The 19,327-nt window shown below is 63.4% G+C and carries 18 protein-coding genes; 6 read left to right on the plus strand and 12 right to left on the minus strand.

What is annotated here, in order from left to right:
- Positions 1-39: 39 nt before the first annotated feature.
- Positions 40-693: a DNA oxidative demethylase AlkB gene (alkB, locus tag XH89_RS26705; RefSeq protein ID WP_194463352.1), complete on the minus strand. Its 654-nt coding sequence runs from the start codon at positions 691-693 to the stop codon at positions 40-42.
- Between the two features lie 9 nt (positions 694-702).
- The gene (locus XH89_RS26710) at positions 703-1,449 is read right to left on the minus strand and encodes a 2OG-Fe(II) oxygenase (protein WP_194463353.1); all 747 of its coding nucleotides are present in this window, start codon (positions 1,447-1,449) and stop codon (positions 703-705) included.
- Between the two features lie 300 nt (positions 1,450-1,749).
- On the opposite strand from XH89_RS26710, the gene XH89_RS26715 reads away from it, so the two are divergent.
- Positions 1,750-2,475, plus strand: a complete 726-nt coding sequence (locus XH89_RS26715; protein ID WP_246767628.1) for a transglycosylase domain-containing protein — start codon at positions 1,750-1,752, stop codon at positions 2,473-2,475.
- Positions 2,476-2,484: 9 nt separating this feature from the next.
- Here the strand turns inward: XH89_RS26715 and XH89_RS26720 are convergent, their stop codons facing one another.
- Positions 2,485-3,171 (minus strand): DUF2848 domain-containing protein, encoded by a 687-nt coding sequence (locus tag XH89_RS26720; RefSeq protein WP_194463354.1) that lies wholly within the window; start codon positions 3,169-3,171, stop codon positions 2,485-2,487.
- Entirely contained in the window at positions 3,164-4,513 is a 1,350-nt protein-coding gene (locus XH89_RS26725) for an amidase (RefSeq protein WP_194463355.1), read from the minus strand. The genes XH89_RS26720 and XH89_RS26725 overlap by 8 nt, the downstream gene beginning before the upstream one ends.
- Positions 4,514-4,689: 176 nt before the next feature.
- Between XH89_RS26725 and XH89_RS26730 the strand changes: the two genes are divergently transcribed.
- From XH89_RS26730 to XH89_RS26745, 4 genes are all read left to right on the plus strand, one after another.
- Positions 4,690-5,103, plus strand: coding sequence for a Zn-ribbon domain-containing OB-fold protein (locus XH89_RS26730; protein ID WP_194463356.1), 414 nt, complete (start codon positions 4,690-4,692; stop codon positions 5,101-5,103).
- A 3-nt stretch (positions 5,104-5,106) separates the two neighbouring features.
- Positions 5,107-6,246 (plus strand): thiolase, encoded by a 1,140-nt coding sequence (locus XH89_RS26735; protein WP_194463357.1) that lies wholly within the window; start codon positions 5,107-5,109, stop codon positions 6,244-6,246.
- A 5-nt stretch (positions 6,247-6,251) separates the two neighbouring features.
- Positions 6,252-7,166 (plus strand): SDR family oxidoreductase, encoded by a 915-nt coding sequence (locus XH89_RS26740; RefSeq protein WP_194463358.1) that lies wholly within the window; start codon positions 6,252-6,254, stop codon positions 7,164-7,166.
- A 115-nt stretch (positions 7,167-7,281) separates the two neighbouring features.
- Positions 7,282-8,403 carry an SMP-30/gluconolactonase/LRE family protein gene (locus tag XH89_RS26745; RefSeq protein WP_194463359.1) on the plus strand — a complete coding sequence of 374 codons (1,122 nt, stop codon included), beginning with the start codon at positions 7,282-7,284 and terminating at the stop codon, positions 8,401-8,403.
- 124 nt (positions 8,404-8,527) lie between these two features.
- On the opposite strand, the gene ppc is transcribed toward XH89_RS26745, so the two are convergent.
- From ppc to XH89_RS26785, 8 genes are all read right to left on the minus strand, one after another.
- The gene (gene ppc, locus XH89_RS26750; protein WP_194463360.1) at positions 8,528-11,314 is read right to left on the minus strand and encodes a phosphoenolpyruvate carboxylase; all 2,787 of its coding nucleotides are present in this window, start codon (positions 11,312-11,314) and stop codon (positions 8,528-8,530) included.
- A gap of 932 nt (positions 11,315-12,246) precedes the next feature.
- On the minus strand, positions 12,247-12,597 hold the full coding sequence (locus tag XH89_RS26755; RefSeq protein WP_210345228.1) for an NUDIX hydrolase: 351 nt from the start codon (positions 12,595-12,597) through the stop codon (positions 12,247-12,249).
- A gap of 187 nt (positions 12,598-12,784) precedes the next feature.
- Positions 12,785-13,282 (minus strand): GNAT family N-acetyltransferase, encoded by a 498-nt coding sequence (locus XH89_RS26760; protein WP_194463362.1) that lies wholly within the window; start codon positions 13,280-13,282, stop codon positions 12,785-12,787.
- Between the two features lie 44 nt (positions 13,283-13,326).
- Positions 13,327-13,926 carry a hypothetical protein gene (locus tag XH89_RS26765; RefSeq protein ID WP_194463363.1) on the minus strand — a complete coding sequence of 200 codons (600 nt, stop codon included), beginning with the start codon at positions 13,924-13,926 and terminating at the stop codon, positions 13,327-13,329.
- 230 nt (positions 13,927-14,156) lie between these two features.
- Positions 14,157-14,561, minus strand: coding sequence for a YccF domain-containing protein (locus tag XH89_RS26770; RefSeq protein WP_194463364.1), 405 nt, complete (start codon positions 14,559-14,561; stop codon positions 14,157-14,159).
- A gap of 49 nt (positions 14,562-14,610) precedes the next feature.
- The gene (locus XH89_RS26775) at positions 14,611-15,702 is read right to left on the minus strand and encodes a rhomboid family intramembrane serine protease (RefSeq protein WP_194463365.1); all 1,092 of its coding nucleotides are present in this window, start codon (positions 15,700-15,702) and stop codon (positions 14,611-14,613) included.
- Positions 15,703-15,830: 128 nt separating this feature from the next.
- Positions 15,831-17,375 (minus strand): acyl-CoA synthetase, encoded by a 1,545-nt coding sequence (locus XH89_RS26780; RefSeq protein ID WP_194463366.1) that lies wholly within the window; start codon positions 17,373-17,375, stop codon positions 15,831-15,833.
- A 139-nt stretch (positions 17,376-17,514) separates the two neighbouring features.
- On the minus strand, positions 17,515-18,324 hold the full coding sequence (locus XH89_RS26785) for a crotonase/enoyl-CoA hydratase family protein (RefSeq protein WP_194463367.1): 810 nt from the start codon (positions 18,322-18,324) through the stop codon (positions 17,515-17,517).
- A 104-nt stretch (positions 18,325-18,428) separates the two neighbouring features.
- Here XH89_RS26785 and XH89_RS26790 point away from each other — a divergent pair, with 104 nt between their 5' ends.
- Positions 18,429-19,301: an SDR family oxidoreductase gene (locus tag XH89_RS26790; RefSeq protein WP_194463368.1), complete on the plus strand. Its 873-nt coding sequence runs from the start codon at positions 18,429-18,431 to the stop codon at positions 19,299-19,301.
- Positions 19,302-19,327 lie beyond the last annotated feature (26 nt).

A 19,327-nucleotide genomic window follows, 5' to 3' on the forward strand; every position in this document is an offset into this window, starting at 1 on the left:
CCGCTTGCAGCTTAGCCGAGCGAGGCCCGCGAGAAAACGTCAGCGCGTGCGGCGGAAGGTCAAATTGATCCTGATGCGGCCGAGCAGCGCATGCTCGCCGTCCGCGAGTGGCGCCACGCCGTGATAGGCGAGCCGTGATGGGCCGCCCCAGACCACGACATCGCCATGCACAAGCCGGAAGCGCCGAGGCTTGTCGCTGCGCGCCAGACCGCCGAACAGGAAGGTCGCGGGCAGGCCGAGCGAGACCGAGACGATCGGCGCCGAGTAATCCAGCTCGTCCTTGTCCTGATGCAGCGACAGCCGGGTGCCGGGCTCGTAGCGGTTGACCAGGCAGGCATCGGGGGCGAAGTCTTGAAAGCCGCCCTGCTCCGCGGCGCGGCGGGCCAGATCACGCAGCACCGGCGGCATCGCCGGCCACGGCGCGCCGGTTTTGGGATCGATGGGATCATAGCGATAGCCGGTGTGATCGGTGATCCAGCCGCGCTCACCGCAATTGGTCATCGCCACCGACATCAAATGGCCGCCGGGCGTGGTCATGCGGCGGAACGGCGATTGTGCCACGATGGCGCGAACGGCTTCGATCAGCTCGCGCTCGATCGCCCTGACGAAGCCGCGCAACAGCACGGCGCCGTCGGCGATCTCCTCGCGCGACGGCTGGGCCTCGGCAACGCTGTCGAACAGATCAGCCGTCAATGGCTCCGCTCATTTGGCATCATGAAAGATCACACCCACCGTATGGCGCTGGCCGGACCTGATCCGGCTGACACCATGACGGAGATTAACGCGGTAGGTGCCGCGTGTCCCCTGCACCGGCCGGTGATGCACAGCGAAGGCGACGGCGTCGCCCTGCATGAGGGGAACGACCTCAGCGCGGGATTGCATGCGCGGACGTTGTTCCGTCAGCACGAACTCGCCGCCGGTGAAGTCGCGCCCCGGCTCGGACAAGAGGATCGCGACCTGGAGCGGGAACACGTGCTCGCCGTAGAGATCCTGATGCAGACAGTTGAAATCGCCGGCCTCGTATTGCAGCAGCAACGGCGTCGGCCGCGCCTGCCCCGCCTCGTGACAGCGCTTCAGGAACGCCGCGTGGCTTGCGGGATAACGGATGTCGATCCCCATCGCCTCGTTCCAACTGTTAGCGACGCCTTGCAGATGCGCGTAGAGAGCCGGACGCAGCTCCGCGATCACATCGGGCAGCGGATAGGAGAAATATTTGTACTCGCCGCGGCCAAAGCCGTGGCGGCCCATGACGATGCGGCTGCGGAAGTGCGCATCGTCCGGATAGAGCGCAGAGATCGTGCGGCATTGGTCCGGCGTGAGCAGGCCCTTGAGGACGGCGCAGCCTTGGGAATCGAGCTCGGCCGTGATCTCAGGCCACGGGAGCATGTCGACATGGGTAGCGAGCTCAGTTCCAGCGTCGGATGCAGCAATACGTTTGGCGATGGCCATAGCGATATCCTATCCACATCGTCATTCCGGGGCGCGACGCACTCGCGAGCTATGATGCGCAATTGCGCATCTGAGAATCCATAACCACGATCGGGAGTATGGATTCCGGGCTCGCGCCAAGAGGCGCGCCCCGGAATGACGGAAGGTGGGTGTGGCAGATCGTGGCTCGAACGGCCACCCGATTTCCGTGAGGCCAACCCGCCCCAATTCCGTCCGGTTCCACCGCGAGGTTCAACGCACCCGTCCCGCTCCCTCAGCCTGCACCCGATGCGCAGATTTCTCGTCATTTCCGCCAAGACGGTGCTTGCCCTGGTCTCGCTCGCGGTCATAGGCCTGCTGGCCATCTCCGCCTGGCTGGTCTGGCACTACGGTTACAGCTTCGGACTTCCGACCGAAGCCCAGCTCGCAGCGGTTTCATCGACGGGCTCGGCGTGCAGGACCGATCCCGGGCGCACCACCATTCCCCTCGCCGATATGCCGCCCCTGCTCCGGGACGCCGTGATCGCCTATGAGCAGCCTGACTTCTACGATACCTGGTCGTTGAATCCGATCGCCGAGATCGCGTTGGGTCTGGGCACCGGCCGCGGCCCAAGACCGTTCGGAATCATACAATCTGTCGCGCACTGCCTAAGATTGCTTAATCCGGGGAATGACCGGCAGATCGATCCGATCGCCACGATCTACTTCATGCAGCGCGTCACCCGCAGCTTGTCCCGTAACAGGATCCTCGAGATCTATCTCAATGAAGGCTATCTGGGCCGCGATGCCTATGGCATGGCAGCCGGGGCGGAGGCCTATTTTGGCAAGCCGCTCGCGGACCTCGATATCGACGAAATCGCGTTCCTCATGACGCGCGCACGACGGCCATATCCCAGTCGAACATTCGATACGGACTCGCGAAACCACGCCATCGATCGGATGCAGACGGCCGGATTGATCAGCGATGCCCAGGCGGCAGCGGCCAAGAGCCGGCCGCTGCTCCTCAAGGACGTGCCAGGCGCGCAAGCCAGGCCGATCAACCAATGACGACGCCGGTCAGCCCCGCACCGGCAGCGTGACCACGTCGTAGCCGTGCTTGATCGTCCGCTTCAGCACCGGGTCTTCCAGCTCGAACTCGAAGCGCTCCGCGGGCCGGATGCCGCCCTTGGCAGCAAATGTGCCGCCGAACATGGCGCAGCCGTCGGGGAATTTGCCGCCCGCAAAGCCGCGCGCGATGAGGTCGTCGACCGGCAGCATCGCGTCCAGCGTGCCCTCCTGGTAGAGCACGCGCTCGCCCTTGATGGTGGCATAGGAACGCAGGATCATCTTGTCCCAATGGCCGACGACGTCTTCGAGCTCCCATAGCGTCGAGGCGATCGGCTTGTCGCACATCTGCTTGGACACCGTGACATTGTAGGCCTCGACCTTGCGGTCGGTGTGGTCGGAGCCGCAGCCGACGAAGACGCGGCCCTGCCAGCCGATCAGGACGAACTCGACCTCGCCCGAGGAATCGCCGCCGGTGCATTCGATGCTGTCTTCCTGCGTCAGCCGCCGCGCCGAGGCGCGGTAGTAGATCGGCGTCGAGGCCGGCGGGGCGATGCCCATCTCCTGCAGCTCGGCGATGTGCTTGTCGCGCGCGACGGGATCGCGACCGGTCCAGCCGGCGATAACCATCTGGTCGATCGCCAAGGTCAGCGGCGTGGTGGTGTCCTGAGCGTCGACGGTGAATGTGAGGTCAAACACGAATGACGGCCTCCATGCCGGCGGCAAGTTCAAAGATGCGGCGATCGGAGCCGCCCGCGCCCGCCAGCATCAGGCCGACGGGAACGTCGCCCTCGCGATGGGCGGGCAGCGAGATGGCGCAGCCGTCGATCATGTTGATCAGCGTGCAATTGCGCAGCGCGCGAAGGTTTTGCGTCGTGAAGGCCTTGTCGTCGGCGAGATCGGCGATCTTCGGCGGTGTGTTGGCGGTGGTCGGCAGCAGCAGCGCGTCATAGGGCGCGATGTGCGCATTGACGCGGGCGATCAGCGAGCGGCGCTCGTTGAGGAGATCGATGTAATCGGCCGCGCTCTGCGCCTCGCCGCGCATGATGCGGACCAACACGCGGGGGTCGTAGACATCGCCCTTGGAGGTGATGAGGTAACGGTGCCAGGCATAGCTCTCGGAAGCGGCAAAGCCGCCCTTGGCGTTCATCGGACCGATGTCGTGGAATTCCGCCATCTCGATGCGCTCGATGATGGCGCCGTGATCGGCGAGCGATTTCAGTGCGCGCTCGAAGGTCGCGGCAACCTCTGCATCGAGGTCGTCGAGCGCGATCGTGGTCGGCACGGCGAGCCGCGTGCCCTTCACCGGACGTGGCCTCGGCGCCGTGATCGGCTCGTTGGCGAGCACCGCATCGAGAATGGCACAACAGCTGACCGATCGCGCCAGGGGGCCGATACTGTCGAGCGAGAAGGACAGCGGCACCGAGCCGTCGAGCGGCACACGCCGCTGCGTCGGCTTGTAGCCAACGATGCCGTTATAGGCCGCGGGAATGCGGCAGGAGCCGCCGGTGTCGGTGCCGAGCGCACCATGCGCCATGCCGTCGAGCACGGAGACCGCAGCGCCCGAGGACGAGCCGCCGGGCACGTGGCCCTCGGCCCGGTTCCAGCCACCCTTCGGCGTGCCGTAATGCGGATTGATGCCGATGCCGGAATAGGCGAACTCGGTCATGTTGGTGCGCCCGATCACGACAAAGCCGGCCTTGCGCAGCCGCGCCACCGTCGCGGCATCCTGTTCGGCCGGCGAGGAATCGTCGAGCGCGCGGGAGCCGGCGCGCGTCACCTGGCCCTTGATGTCGAAGAGGTCCTTGATCGAGACCGGGATACCGGCATAGCGCGACGGCGCAGCCTTGGCCTTGCGCAAGCCGTCCATCGCGTCCGCCGCCGCGAGCGCAGCGTCCTTGTCGACATGGATGAAGGTGCGCTGGCCCTCGCCTGAGGGGTCGGCGATCCTGGCGATGCAGGCCTCGACCAGTTTTCGGGAGGTGGTGCGGCCGCTTTCGAGGTCCTCGGCGAGCTTCGCCAGTGTCGGGAAATCGGGCATGTCTGTCTCACGGAATATTGCGCGCGCAATCTATAGCGCCGGCGCAGTTCGACACAAGCATTGTGCGCATGATGGCATGCATGCTGCCGGCTGGACCGTTGACGCACGATAGCCGATTGTCGCATCAAGTTCGAAACAGGCGAGTGTAAAGCCTGTCCTTTGGGAGGTTTTCCGAGATGGCCGAACCGCAGCGCGCGCGACCAAAACCGACACCGGAAACCCAGCATTTCTGGGACGGCACGAAGGTAGGCGAATTGCGCCTGCAGCGCTGCGATGGCTGCGCGCATGTCTATTTTCCGCCGCGCCCGTTCTGTCCCTCCTGCGCCTCGCGCAAGGTCTCTGTCTTCAAGGCGAGCGGCAAGGGTTTCCTCTACAGCTACGTGATCAACCACCGCCCGGCCGCGCCGGGCTTCACGCCGCCTTACGCGATCGCCGTGGTCGAGCTCGACGAGGGGCCGCGGATGATGAGCAACATCATCGATTGCCCGCAAACGCCCGAAGCGCTCGAGCTCGACATGAAGCTCGAGGTCGCGTTCCAAGAGCTGGACGACAAGATCACCCTCCCCGTCTTCCGTCCGGCGAAGGGGTAGACCATGCGCAAGAACCAGGTTGCCGTCGTCGGCGCGGCCGAGACCACCGAGCTCGGAATCATCCCCAACGCCTCGCAGCTCCAGCTTCACGCGGATGCAGCACTCAATGCCATCGCCGATGCCGGACTGAAGCTCTCCGACATCGACGGCTTTGCCACGGCGGTCGAGACGCCGCAGCAGGTCTGCCACTATCTCGGCATCAAGCCGACCTGGGTGGACGGCACCTCGGTCGGCGGCTGCTCCTTCATGCTGCACGTCCGTCATGCCGCGGCGGCGATCGAGGCCGGCCTGTGCAAGACCGTGCTGATCACGCATGCCGAGAGCGGCAAGTCGATGATCGGCAAGGCGCCACGCTCGATCCCCGCCGACAGTCTGCAGGGCCAGTTCGAAGCGCCCTATGGCGTTTACGGCCCGCCCAGCATGTTCCCGATCCCCGTGCTGCGCTTCATGAAGACCTACGGCATCACGCACGAGCAGCTCGCCTCGGTCGCCGTCGTGCAGCGCGAATGGGCCGCCAAAAATCCGCGCGCGATGATGAAGGACCCGATCACGGTCGCCGACGTGCTCAACTCGCGCATGATCGCCTATCCGTTCCGGCTGCTGCAGTGCTGCCTCGTCACCGACGGCGGCGGCGCGCTGATCCTGACCTCGGCCGACCGCGCCAGGGATTTTCCGAAGAAGCCCGTCTACATCATGGGCACCGGCGAGAGCGTCGAGACGCCGATGGTGAGCCAGATGGAGACGTTCAATTCCTCGCGCGCCTTCAAGACCGCGGGCCCCCTCGCCTTCAAGGAGGCCGGCATCGCGCACAAGGATGTCGATCATCTCATGATCTACGATGCCTTTGCGCATCTGCCGCTGTTCGGCCTCGGCGACCTCGGCTTCATGCCGTACGAGGAAACTGGCAGGTTCATCGCCGACGGCAACACGCGGCCCGGCGGCAAGCTGCCGCTCAACACCAATGGCGGCGGGCTCTCCTACATGCATTCGGGCATGTACGGCATGTACGCGCTCCAGGAGAGCGTGCGGCAGATGCGCGGCATTGCGCCGGCGCAGGTGCCGAACGCGAAGATTTCGGTGTGCCACGGCGTCGGCGGCATGTTCGCCGCGTCAGGCACGATCGTGTTTACGAACGAGAGGTAATCGACATGAGCAAATCACTGCAGGACAAGGTCATCATCGTCACCGGCGCAGGCCGCGGCATCGGGCGCGAGATCGCGCTGCTGTGCGCGGCCGAGGGCGCCAAGGTCGTCGTCAACGATCCCGGCGGGGCCGCCGACGGCGCCGGTTCGAGCGCCACGCCCGCGGAGGAAGTGGTCGAGGAGATCAAGAAGCGCGGCGGCACGGCGGTTGCCAATTTCGAGTCTGTCGCGGAAGCGATCCCCGCCAGCAAGATCGTGAAGACCGCGACCGATGCCTTCGGCAAGCTCGACGGCGTCGTCAACAATGCCGGCATTTTGCGCGACATGATCTTCCACAAGATGAGCGTGGAGGCGTTCGAGGCCGTCATCAAGGTGCATCTGATGGGCTCGTTCTATGTCAGCCACGCCGCCGCGCGCATTTTCCGCGAGCAGGAGAGCGGCTCCTTCGTCCACTTCACCTCGACCTCCGGCCTGATCGGCAATTTTGGGCAAGCCAACTATGCCGCCGCCAAGCTCGGCATCGTCGGGCTATCGAAGTCTATCGCGCTCGACATGGGCCGCTTCAACGTCCGCTCGAACTGCGTCTCGCCGTTCGCCTGGACGCGCATGATCGGCACCATCCCGACCGAGACCGAGGCGGAGAAGGCGCGCGTCGAGAAGATCAAGCAAATGGGTCCGGAGAAGATCGCGCCGATCTGCGCCTATCTGCTCTCCGATGCCGCCAAGGACGTCAGCGGTCAGATCTTTGGCGCGCGCATGAACGAGCTGTTCCTGTTCAGCCAGAACCGTCCGCTGCGTTCGGTGCATCGAAGCGAAGGCTGGACCCCGCAATCGATCGCCGATCACGGCATGCCGGCGCTGAAGGGCTCGTTCTACAAGCTCGATCGCTCGGCCGACATCTTCCCGTGGGATCCCGTCTAGCCGTATTTTAGCAACCCTGTGCCGCGATCTCTGGTTGTCTCATCCAGAGATCGCCCCGCTTTATGCCTGAATGCGGGCGAATGGTGTCCTCCCAACACAATCTTGGGAGGAAACCATGACAAGAATACTGACCAACTCCAACGATACCTCTTCGGCAACAGAACCGGGCGGCCTCGGCCGCCGCGATATTTTGAAAGGCGCGGCAGTGCTTGCTGCGTCCACCGCCTTCGCCTCGCGCAGTGAGGCCCGCGATTACGGCGCCAATGCCGAGCCGCAACGCTATCCCGACCCCGACATCGTCGTCATCGATCCCAAACGCTTCAAGGCCAAGGTCGGCAACACGTCGATCAAACGGCTCTACACCGGCTGCCTGTGGGCGGAGGGACCTGCGTGGCATGCGCAGGGCCAATACCTCGTCTGGAGCGACATCCCGGCCAACCGGCAGCTGCGCTATCTCGACGACGACGGCCATATTTCAGAGCAGTTCCACAAGCCGTCGAACGAGGCCAACGGCAATTCGTTCGACACCGAGGGACGCCAGATCAGCGCCGAACGCACGCGCCTCGTCCGTTACGAGCATGACGGTTCGGTGACGACGCTGGCGGAACAGGCCGATGGCAAGCCGCTGAACGGCCCCAACGACATGGTCGTGCATCCCAACGACAAGTCGATCTGGTTCACCGATCCCGGCTATGGCGCGATCAGCATCTACGAGGGCAAGCTCGCCAATACTGGTTCGCTGCAGCCCTACCAGAAGGAAGCGGTCTATCGCCTCGACGCGCAGTCCGGCCAGCTGACGAAGGTCGCGGACGAGCCGTTCAAGCCGAACGGCATTGCGTTCTCGCACGACTACAAGAAGGTCTATGTCTGCGACACCGGCATCACACATTATCCGCAAGCCGAGAACGTGGTGTGGTCCTACGACCTCGACGGCCAGAAGCTGTCCAACCCGAAGCGGCTGATCGACATGAAGCTCGACGGCAAGTCAGGCTTTCCGGACGGCATGCGCGTCGACACTGAAGGCAATATCTGGGTCGGCGCCGGCTGGGTCGGACCGGGCTATGATGGCGTGCAGGTGTTTGCGTCGACCGATGGCGCACGCATCGGCCAGATCATGCTGCCCGAGACCTGCGCCAACCTCTGCTTCGGCGGCAAGAAGCGCAACCGCCTGTTCATGACCGCGAGCCAGTCACTATATTCGGTCTATGTGGAGACGCAGGGGGCGCATTTCTGTTGAGCAAGCGCCCTCCGCGTCATGGCCGGGCTTGTCCCGGCCATCTACGCCTTGACTCCTGCAAAGAACGTGGATGCCCGGGACAAGCCCGGGCATGACGACTGAGTGTGCCGCGCTTTCGCAGCCCTTACCCCGTATTCCGCAACCCCGCCGAGATGCCGTTGATCGTCAGCTGAATCCCGCGCAGCACCTGCTCGTCAGGGTTCTGCGCGCGATGCTCTCGGAGCAGCTCGACCTGCACGTGGTTGAGCGGATCGAGATAGGGGAAGCGGTGGCGCACGGAGCGCTCCAGTAGCGGATTGCCCTGCAGCAGGCGGTCCTGTCCCATGATGTCGAGCAACGTCTCGATGCAGGAATGCCATTCGCGGCGGATGCGGCCGAAGATTTTTTCGCGCAGGGCCTCATCCGGCACCAGCTCGGCATAGCGCGAAGCGATCGCGATCGAGCTTTTCGCCAGCACCATGTCCATGTTCGACAGCAGCATGCGGAAGAACGGCCATTCCTTGTAGAGCTCTTTCAGGAACGGCATGCCCTTGTCGGGATGCTCCGCGATCCATTGCTCGACCGCGCTGCCGAAGCCGTACCAGCCCGGCAGCATCAGACGACACTGCGCCCAGGAGAACACCCAGGGAATCGCGCGAAGATCCTCGATGGCGCGGGTCTTCTTGCGCGAGGCCGGCCGGCTGCCGATGTTGAGCGTCGCGATCTCGTTGATGACGGTCGAGGACCAGAAATAATCGACAAAGCCATCGGTCTCGTAGACAAGGCCGCGATAGGCCTTGAAAGCGAGGTTCGACAATTCGTCCATCGCCGTCAGATATTCGCGGCGCGGCGCGCTCTGGCTCGGCTGCAACAGGCTCGCATCCAGCGTCGCAGCGGCCAGGATTTCGAGATTGTTGCGGCCGACTTCGGCGTTGGAATATTTCGACGAGATGATCTCGCCCTGCTCGGTGATGCGGATCTGACCGTTCACCGCCCCGCCCGGCTGCGCGACGATGGCGTCATAGCTCGGGCCGCCGCCACGACCGACCGAACCGCCGCGGCCGTGGAACAGGCGCAGCCGCACATGGTGGCGCTCGAACACGCCGACGAGGCCGATCTCGGCCTTGTAGAGCTCCCAGCCCGAGGTGACGAAGCCGCCATCCTTGTTCGAGTCCGAATAGCCGAGCATGACCTCCTGCACGCTGCCGCGGCTGTCGACCAGGCGGCGGTAATCGTGCAGCGACAGCATGCGATCCATGATGCCCGATGACGCCTGTAGATCCTCGATGGTCTCGAACAGCGGCACGATGTTGATGGCGCTGCGCCCGGAGGGATGGACGAGACCGACCTCCTTCAGCAGCACCGCGACCTCGAGCATGTCGGACATGCCCTTGCACATCGAGATGATGCACTGGGGAATGGCGTCCGAGCCGAACATCGCATGCGCTTCCGCGGCGGCATGGAAGACGTTGAGCTCGCCCATGGTCTCGTCGCTGTATTTGACGAAGGGCGACACCAGCGCACGCGTCGAGCGCAACTCGTTGGTGAGCAGCGAAATGCGCGCGTCCTCACCGAGCGCGAGATAGGACATGCCGGGGTTGGCGGCGTCCATCAGCTCCGCGACGGTGCGCTCATGCACTGCCGAGTTCTGGCGGATGTCGAGCCGAGCCAGATGGAAGCCGAAGCAATCGACCGCCCGCCGCAGCAACCGCAGCCGGCCACGGGCGATGACGCGGGCATTGTTGGAGATCAGCGAGCGGTGCAGCACGTCGAGATCGGCCTGGAACTCCTTGACGCTCTCGTAAGGCGCGCCCTTGCCGACCGGCCGGCGCGTGATCTCGACCTCGAGCTTTTCGGCCGTGGCCGTGAGGCGCGCATAGATGCCGGAGACCGCAAGGCGATAAGGCTCGCCGCTCCGGTGCGGCGAGGTATCCGGCGAGCGCTCCGCCAGCGTGCGCAGCTCTTCCGAGACGTCGGCGAGATGCGCTGCGATCGACAGCTCGGAGCCGAGCACGTGAAGCTCGTTGAGATAGAACTGCATCACCCGGCTCGACTGCAGCCGCAACGTGCCGCGCATCACGTCGGCGGTGACGAAGGGGTTGCCGTCGCGGTCACCGCCGATCCAGCTTCCCATGCGCAGGAACGAGGCGAGCTCGCTGGCGGCCTGCTCGCCGCCCTCCTCCAGCTGGTCTTCCAGCACGTTGACCAGCCGCGGCACCTCGCGCAGGAAAGTGTAATCATAGAACGACAGGCCGTTGGCGACCTCGTCGAGCACGGTGAGCTTGGTCCGGCGCAAGAGATTGGTCTGCCACAGCGTCAGCACCTCGCGGCGGAGCTGCTCGTCGCTGGCCGCGGCCTCCTCGGCGGTCAAGGCAACCCGCTCGCGACGGTCGAGCAATGCCGCGACCTCCATCTCGCGGTCCATGGTGCTCTTGCGGCGGACTTCGGTCGGGTGCGCCGTCAGCACCGGGCTGACAAGCGCGCTCCTGAAGAAATTACGCAGCGCATCAGCGCCGATTCCCGCGACCCTGGCCTTGGCGAGCGTTTCCACCAGGACGCCGGAGCCGCCGCCCTTTCCGGCGCGCATCTGGCGGATGTTGTTCTGGTCCTCGGCGATGTTGGCGAGGTGGGAGAAATAGCTGAAGGCGCGGACGATCCGCACCGTTTCCGAGGTCGACATGCTGTCGAGGATCTGCTCGAGCTCGCGGCGGGCCAGCCTGTCCTCGTCGCGGTGGAACCGGATCGAGGTCTGCCTGATACGCTCGACCAGGTCGAACACGTCGGCCCCCTCCTGGTCGCGCACCGTGTCGCCCAGGATGCGCCCGAGCAGTCGGATGTCGTCGCGCAGCCGGGCGTCCGCCTCCAGAGCCTGGATGTCCTCAGGCCGGTTGGCGCGTTGATCGCTGGCGTCAGATACGGTCTGGAGGGACATGGCTCGCTCCCCTGTTCGAGCTCCCAACGGCTCCTCGGTCCCGCAGAGTGTGCGATATTTTTCTACCGCAGTGCAAGATGAACTTGGTGGCGGCGCGGTAACATCGCCGGTCATGGGCGGATATGCGTCCTCGGTCTCGCGGCGCGGGCGCCCGAGCTTTGCTGTCCGTTTCGCCCTCGTCGAGAAGAAAGGGCGCAGGGAAGGCCGGGCGCCGGCTGGCACCCAAGGTCCGCACGCGGAAAACGCACGCGGGGGTGACCACAGGTGATGCCGGGACATCCCGGCCTTCCCTGCGCAATGGTTTTACGGCTTATGGCGCGCTCTCCCCGGGGAGCGATGCACTATTGCCCCCGTCGCCTTGCGGATGATCGATGCGCGCGCCCGGTCGGGCCGCTTCACCACCGCAAGCCTTGACGCACAGACTCCGGGCGCCAGGACCACACGCTTTTGCCGTCCGCGGACGTCCCTCCCAGACGTCCGGAAGCTCGCGCGTGCTCGCTCCCGGGGGCCGAAAGAAACGCTGTGACCGCACCGTGTCGATCCCGCGGATCGCGATGGCTCACGGTTTCGCCCGCCCTGCCATCCCGTCACGCGCCGGCGCTGCCGCGTCCATCGCATCCCGGCCTACGTGTCGTGACGATCGCGAAACGCCCCTTTGGCGGGCTGGGATGTCTTGCGGTTTACCCGAAACGATAAATTCGGTCAATCAGAATATTTGGCACCCGGTCATTGACCTGCATGTAGTGTGATTTGCCGGTCGCGTATCGCGAGACATGGCGTGTGCGGCATCGCCTGGCCGTGCCTAGCATGGCAAGGGATGTCCTCATCGACTGCACAAGCCGCAACCCGAGAAAAGCACGCGCCCTGCATTCTGGTTTTGCCACCGACAGCCGGCGAAACGGACGAATGGAAATCAGGCCAACCCTCGTGCATTACGCTCCTATCGCCCGCAGCGCCTTGTAGCCGGCGGCAACTGAAGACATGGATTTTATTTCTCCGCTTTCGAGCGCTTCAACTAAGTCCTGCTGCGACAGCTGGACTACTTCGAGGCCTGACGCAGTTTCCAGCTCGTCAAGACATTGCTTTCCTCCCAGCACGCAACCGCTCGCGAGGAAGATATGCACGAGATTTGTATTCTTGCTGGAATCGTCAAAGCAGGTTCCTAAGCTCTCGATACTGCTCGACCAATAGCCTGTCTCTTCTTCAAGCTCCCGCGCTGCTGCCATCTCCGGCGATTCCGACTGGAAGGTACCAGCCGGAGATTCCAACGTGATTGACTGCACGCCATGCTTGTATTACCGAACGAGGACAAATTTACCCTCTGCGGTGAGCGGCACCGCAAGAGCCACATTGGCCCTTTCAGAGACAAAGTAGTCGTCAACAACGCGCCCATCAGGCAATCTAACGGTGTCTCGCCGCAGCCTGTACCATTAAAGGCGATTTCGCTCGACAATAGCGTCCAGGGCCGAATCACGAATCTTCCTCGCTCGGTGCATCGGCGGCTGAGTTGACTGGCCAGTTTCGGCTGCGCACCTCGAAGTAGGTTTTTCCCCCGCGTTGAAAGCCGGCGCCCTCGTAGAAGCGCAGGGTCGCCTCCCGCTTCGAGCCTGTCGCCAAATGGACTTTGTAACAATCGGCCCGCGCGGCAATATCGAGTGCGTGAGCGAGAACCCGTCGGCCAAGTCCCAGCTTACGATACTCAGCGTGAGTGACCACATTCTCGATCACCCCGTACGATCTACCGCCCCGAGAAAGGTTAGGCACGATTGCAAGAGTGCACGAAGATACAAGCAACTCTGCCGTTTGGGCCACGATCACCGTCATGAAGCCAGATGCAAGCAAAGTCATCCAAACCTGATTAGCTCTGGCCGCCTCCGGTGGAGGCTCATGCGGATGGAGGTGCTGATAAAGTTTCAACACCATAGGAAGATCGTCTTGCGTGGCAGATCGAATAATGGCTTCGTTCATTTAGTAAATCCATGGATCAAATAGACTAAGGGACTTTACCCTTATCAGCACGCCGCAAGGCGAAAGCGCGCCAATATCTCGGACTCCAGCGACGGGTACCTGGTCTCGCGCACAAGCAAGATTTCCGAAATCCGGATGTCGAGCGCGCTGGCGCTGACAAGAGAGTCGGGACGCCCGTGTTCGGCGACGTCCAGAGTTCCGTACCTGAAGAGCGAGGTGTGCGCGATGTTTGGCACGCTCACCGCTCTGGGCAACGCCAACTCGCTAACGATCATTCTCCGAAGTGTTTGAAGGCTCCCGCAGCTTGCCGTCATCAGCACGATCGCCGTATCGAGCGCCTTGACCGTATTGAGGCTCAGCGACACGGGTTGGGTCGATGCGCAAACTTGCAAAAGACCACGAGCCCATCCCTCTCGATTTCGCGCCCACGCCTCATCCGCTTCGAGTCCCATCCGCCAATGTAGAAGAGTTATCACAGTCAAGTGGATGGCCGGCTGCGGAACACGCCGCAGGCCCCCCACAGCGTTGTCCAACTTGTCCTGCATGGCCGAAATATGCCGAAGGGCGGCATCGGTAAATCGATATTGGAGGTGGTAGGCCGAACAAGGCTGGCCCCACATCGGATCAACGCGATAGCTCAGCATCGAATACCACTTCTGCTTCGGGCTAACAGGCGATCTATAACAGACCGTGCGTGGAAGGCCGCCTACCGAAATCCGGCCGTCAGAATTGCTTGGAAGATTCGGGTGTCGCTATTCTCCAAGGCTGCATCAGCCGGGCGGAAATAGATCAGCTTCGGGTCACATGCGCCAATGAAGATCAAGCGAGGCAACCTCCGCTCTGCCCCCGGAAAGCTGAAGCCTCCCAACGGAGCCTAAGCCGGCACGATCACCTTGCCGATCGGCCAGAGCGCGATGCCCGCAAGCTTCAGGTGGGCCCATGCGAAGGGGATGCCGATGATGGTGATCGCAAAGAGCACCGCCGTCAGCAGGTGGCCGAGCGCCAGCCACCAGCCGGCCAGCATGAGCCAGATGATGTTGCCCATCACCCCAAGCGGGCCGGTGCCGACATCGCTCATGCCGGTGACCTCCTCGCGGCTCACCGCGCGCGAGCCGAACGGCAGCAATGTGTAGATGGCGATGTTGAACGCCGCCCGGGCCCAAGGCAGGCCGATGATGGTGATGGCCATGATGAGTGAGGCCACCAGCCAGCCGAATGCCATCCAGGCACCGCCGATGAGAATCCAGATGATGTTAAGCAGGATGGAAACTGGGGACATGGGATGATCCGGAGGATTGATGAGCCCTCTTATAGCACGACCTCCGCGCTCATAGTCCATGACGCCTGTTGCGTTCAGCCCGCAGCGATGTGCCGACAAATCCGACATCCTCGATTCCGCGCGAAATCTCCTTCGCGCAGAGCCAAAGCGTCAGCGCAGCAACGCCGATCGCCGATAGCCCCGAGATGAGAACAGGATTGGGACAGAATATGACGAGAAGATTATCGAGTGGAACGGATCCGGTCGGCCAGCGCGGCGCGCAATAAGTTCCCAGAGCCCAGCCCAAAAGCATCACCGCGGCCGCGTTCGCTGCGGCCAGCACCGTCACGACGATCGCGAGACCCTTGGTCATGGAGAGCGCAAGATCAACCATCTTCACGACGGCACAAGCTGCGACCACAATTACGATGGCCAGGCCCCAGCCGGAAACTGCGGCGGCGATGGCCTGGGCCTGACCGCTCCAGGCCCAGAACGCAGCAACGCCGGCAAGCAGCGTCAGATTGACCTTCACGGCTTCCGGAAACTTGCAGCGGAGCACGTAAGGATTGGTCTTCTCGACGAGATCGAGCACCGCGCAGGCGATCAACCCGGCCGCAAACCCGCCGAGATGGACGCCCCAGTCGATCCGCGAATTGCCGAGCGCAAACGCAATGTTCAATCCGATATTGATCGCGAAGAAGTCGAACCTGACGTCGAGCTTGCCGAGGATCCACAGGCAGAGCAGCGCGCCCAGGATGCCCGACGTCGCACCGGACGCGCCGACCGTCAAATAGGGCGTGGCGTGGATGCCGTTGCCGATGATCGCGCCGAACACCATTGCGCAGAGATAGATGATGAGGAAGTAGGCCGGTCCGACCCGCCGCTCCAGATGCCCACCCCACAGCACGAGGCACAACATGTTCATGGTGAGATGGACGAAATTGACGTGCAGGAAGCCATAGGCGACCAGGCGCCAATATTCATGCCGCACGATGGCGTTCGAATACATGCCGCCGTAGCGATAGAGCATCTCCGCCGGCGCTGCGGGGCCTCCCGCCTGGATAAAGCAAAATCCCGACGCGAGGACGGTTATCGTCATCAGCGCGTAGACAGCGGCATGGGGGACTTCGAAGAAGCCGGGACTGGCACGGTATGAGGACATCGGCGATCGCAAGCGGCAGGAAACGGGACCGCAACCTAGCCGAGCCGATCGATGATTGCTACTCCTGCGTGTGACATTGGCATTTCCAGTGTCCCCGAAAGGCACAAGGCAATCCAGACAACAGTCCGTCAGATCTTGCGCCCCGCCTGTTCCCAATAGGGATCGCGCAGGCGGCGCTTGAAGATTTTTCCCGAATCTTCGCGCGGCAATCCGGTGCGGATCTCGATATGCTTCGGCACCTTGTAATCGGCGAGCGAGTTCTTCAGCCGCGCACGGATACCAGCTGCATCCAGCGTGATGCCTGCCTGCGGCTCCACTACCGCCATCAGCGCCTCGCCGAATTCGGCATCGGGGATGCCGAACACGGCGCAATCATGCACGCCTGATATGGCGTGCAGGACCGACTCGATCTCGGCCGGATAGATGTTGACGCCGCCCGAGATCACCATGTCGCGCTTGCGGTCGCAGATGAAGACGTAGCCGTCTTCGTCGATATAGCCGACATCACCCGAGGTGATGAAGCCATCGCGGTCGATCTCGGCGCGCTTCTCCGGCTTGTTGTGGTAGGTGAAATCAGCCACCCCGGCCATGCGGGAATAGATCTCGCCGATTTCCCCGACGCCGAGCACACGGCCGTCGTCGCCGATGAAGCGCAGCTCGGCGCCGGGTGAGATCTTGCCGACCGTACCCGGCTTCTTCAGCGCGTCCTCTGAGGTCGCGAACGTCACGGCACTCGATTCGGTCGAGCCGTAGAATTCATAGATCACCGGCCCCCACCATTCGATCATGGCGCGCTTGACGTCCGCCGGGCATGGCGCTGCAGCATGGATGATGTGGCGGAGCGAGGAGACATCGTACTTTTTGCGGACCTCCTCCGGCAGCTTCATCAGGCGGATGAACATGGTCGGCACCATGAAGATGGTGTCGATTTTGTACCGCGCGATCAACTCCAGAAACTCCTCCGCCTCGAAGCGTGGCATCAAGACCAGGGCGCCGCCGAGTTTTCCCGCGCGGATGCCGAACGAATTCGGCGCGGAATGATAGAGCGGCCCCGGCAGCAGCGCGCGGGCACCGGGCTTGAGGCCATAGATCATCGCCCGCATGCGCTCGCCGGCGGCCTGCTGGTCCGGCGTCGGCGCATTGCGGCGGACGCCCTTGGGATGGCCAGTGGTGCCTGACGTGTAGATCATGTTCATCGGCTGCGGCACGACCGGGCCGTCATAGGGCTCGAATTGCGCGAGCCAGGATTCGAAGTCGATCGCGAAGTCCGGCGCCTTGAGGCGATCGAGATCGATCTTGTAGGTCTTCAGGATCTCCGGCGGCGTCGGCACGCTGAGCACGGTGACGCCGTTGGGGATCGCATCGCGCAAGTCATGCAGCATGTCGGCATGGCCGATCAGTACGGAGGTGCCGGTGTCGCCAAGGATGTAATTGATCTCCTCCGGCTTGAAGTGCCAGTTGATCGGCACGCCATAGGCGCCGAGCCGCATCGCGGCGTAGGCCGCCTCGAGAAAGGCGATATCGTTGCGCATCAGCATGCAGACGCAATCCCCCTGCTTGACACCGATCTTGGCGAGACCTGACGCGATGCGATCGGCGCGGGCGGCGACATCGGTATGGGCCCGGCGGCGCTCGCCGGAGACGATGCCGAGGAAGTTGGACGTTTCACTCATTTTTTGTTCTTCTTTGTTGTTCAGCGACGGGCTTAGTTATTCGTCATCACCGGGCTTGTCCCGGTGATCCACGTTCTTGCTTCGCCGCCTGGATCAAGAACGTGGATGGCCGGGACAAGCCCGGCCATGACGGAGAGCCTCAATCCACATAGTTCGCCGCGCGCTTCTCCAGATTGGAGCGCACCGCTTCGGTCTGGTTCGGGCTGCCGATCAGCTTCTGCTGCTCGACCGACTCGGCAAGCAGCGCGGGCCCCGGATCGAGCGAGAGATTGTTCAGCAGTCGCTTCGCGGCGCGGATCGCATCGGGGCTCTTGCCGGCGATCTCGCGCGCGACTTCGAGCGCCGCAGCGCGCGGATCATCGCAGATGCGGGTGGCGAGGCCGTAAGCCATCGCCTCCTGCGCGGAGAAGATGCGCCCCGTGTAGGTCAGATCGCGCAGGATGTCGTCACGCACGAGCGAGGCCAGGATCGGCGTGCCCGCCATGTCAGGCACAAGGCCCCATTTGATTTCCATGATCGACATCCGCGCATCGGGGCTCAGGAAGCGCATATCGGCGCCCAGCGAGAGCTGGAAGCCGCCGCCGAAGGCAACGCCGTGCACGGCCGCAATCACCGGAACAGGAAGCTGGCGCCAGCCCCACACCGCCTGTTGCGGAAAATTCGCCTGGCCATGCGTACGCTTGGTCAGATCGCGATTTTCGCCACCCGGAATTCCGTTGCCGCCCTTCTCCTTCATGGCGGCAAAACGCCCCATGTCGAGACCGGCGCAGAAAGCGCGGCCCTCGCCCGACAGTACGACGACGCGCACGCCTTTTTCCTTCGAAAGCCGCTCGGTCGCCGCGACAAGGGCCTCGAACATGGCTTGATCGAGCGCATTCATCTTGTCGGCGCGCACCAAACGCACGTCGGCGACGCCTTCCGAGATCGAGATCGAGACGCGCTCTTCCATGGATCAATTCTCCCTGTTCTTGTTCGGTGCCGCTTTACAGAAAGCTGACGGCCGGATTTAGTCAATCGACCAATTAACTGACGATACGTACGGGAGAAACAGCCATGTTCAAGGAAAATCTTCTGGCTGGGCGGAGCATTCTCGTGACCGGCGGCGGCACCGGGCTCGGCAAATCGATGGCGGCGCGCTTCCTCCAGCTTGGCGCCGAGGTTCACATCTGCGGACGACGCAAGATCGTTTGCGACGAGACCGCGATTGAGCTGATGGGTGAGTATGGCGGCCGGGTCACCAGCCACGGCGTCGACATTCGCAACGCGCTCGCCGTCGAGGAAATGATCGAGACCATCTTTCGCGACGCGCCGCTGACCGATCTCATCAACAACGCGGCCGGCAATTTCATCTCGCGCACGGAGGAGCTGTCGCCACGTGGCTTCGATGCCGTCGCCAACATCGTCATGCACGGCACGTTCTATGTGACACAGGCTGTCGGCAAGCGCTGGATCGCCTTGAAGCAGCCGGGCAACGTCGTCTCGATCACCGTGACCTGGGTGCGCAACGGCTCGCCCTACGTCGTGCCGTCGGCGATGAGCAAGTCTGCAATCCACGCCATGACGATGTCGCTCGCGACCGAATGGGGCCGCCACGGCATCCGCCTCAACACCATCGCGCCGGGTGAGATCCCGACCGAGGGCATGAGCAAGCGCATCAAGCCGGGCGATGAGGCCGGCGCGCGCACCAAGGCGATGAACCCGATGGGCCGCGTCGGCACCATGGAGGAATTGCAGAACCTCGCGGTGTTCCTGATCTCCGGCGGCTGTGACTGGATCAATGGCGAGACCATCGCCATGGACGGCGCGCAGGCGCTCGCCATGGGCGGCAATTTCTACCAGCTCCGCGACTGGAGCGACGACGACTGGAAGACCGCGCGCGAGAGCATCATGGCGCAGAACGAGAAGGACCGGGCGAAGCGGGGGTGATCTCTTTGCAACGGAAGCTGCTCCGC

It is taken from the genome of Bradyrhizobium sp. CCBAU 53340 (assembly GCF_015291645.1).
Classification (GTDB): domain Bacteria; phylum Pseudomonadota; class Alphaproteobacteria; order Rhizobiales; family Xanthobacteraceae; genus Bradyrhizobium.